This window comes from Nguyenibacter vanlangensis (assembly GCF_013376155.1).
Taxonomy (GTDB): Bacteria; Pseudomonadota; Alphaproteobacteria; order Acetobacterales; family Acetobacteraceae; genus Gluconacetobacter; species Gluconacetobacter vanlangensis.
In genome coordinates, this window is sequence record NZ_JABXXP010000898.1 from 1 (window position 1) to 993 (window position 993).

General features: G+C 70.4%; 1 protein-coding gene. It reads left to right on the forward strand.

Features of this window, described 5'->3' with window-relative positions; translation table 11 throughout:
- Positions 1-993, forward strand: a 993-nt coding sequence (gene metE, locus HUK84_RS19990; protein ID WP_176641759.1) for a 5-methyltetrahydropteroyltriglutamate--homocysteine S-methyltransferase, incomplete at both ends; no start/stop codon positions are given.

Genomic DNA, 993 nt, shown 5'->3' on the forward strand with positions numbered 1-993 from the left:
ACCCCGTCCAGGCACGCCGCGCCTCGCCCTTCGCCGTCCGCCAGGCGGCGCAGCGCGCCCGGCTCGGCCTGCCCGCCTTTCCCACCACCACCATCGGCTCCTTCCCCCAGACCGGCGACGTGCGCCAGGCCCGCGCCGCCCATGCCCGCGGCACCCTGTCGGACGCGGCCTATGATTCGTTCCTGCGCGCCGAAATCGTCCGCGCCGTGCAATGGCAGGAAGAAGCCGGGCTCGACGTGCTGGTCCACGGCGAATTCGAACGCAACGACATGGTGCAGTATTTCGGCGAACGCCTGTCCGGCTTCGCCTTCACCCGCCATGCCTGGGTCCAGTCCTACGGCTCGCGCTATGTCCGCCCGCCGATCATCTACGGCGACGTCCGGCGCCCCGAACCGATGACGGTCGCCTGGTGGCGCTATGCCCAGTCCCTGACCGACCGGCCGATGAAGGGCATGCTGACCGGCCCGGTCACCATCCTCAACTGGTCCTTCGTCCGCGACGACCAGCCGCGCGAACGGACCTGCCGCCAGATCGCCCTCGCCATCCGCGATGAGGTCACGGATCTCGAAGCGGCCGGCGCCGCCATCATCCAGATCGACGAGGCCGCACTGCGCGAGGGCCTGCCCCTGCGCCGCGCCGACTGGCAGGCTTACCTGGACTGGGCGGTGGCCTGCTTCGGCATCGCCGCCTCGGGCGTGGCCGACGCGACTCAGATCCACACCCACATGTGCTACTCGGAATTCAACGACATCATCGATGCCATCGCCGCGATGGACGCCGACGTCATCTCGATCGAGACCGCACGCTCCAGGATGGACCTGCTTGACGCTTTCACCGGGCGCCGCTACCCGGCGGAAATCGGCCCGGGCGTCTACGACATCCACTCGCCCCGCGCCCCCGCCGCCGGCGAGATGCTCGACCTGCTGCGCGCCGCCGCCGGCCGGATCGACCCCGACCGGCTCTGGGTCAACCCCGATTGCGGGCTCAAGACCC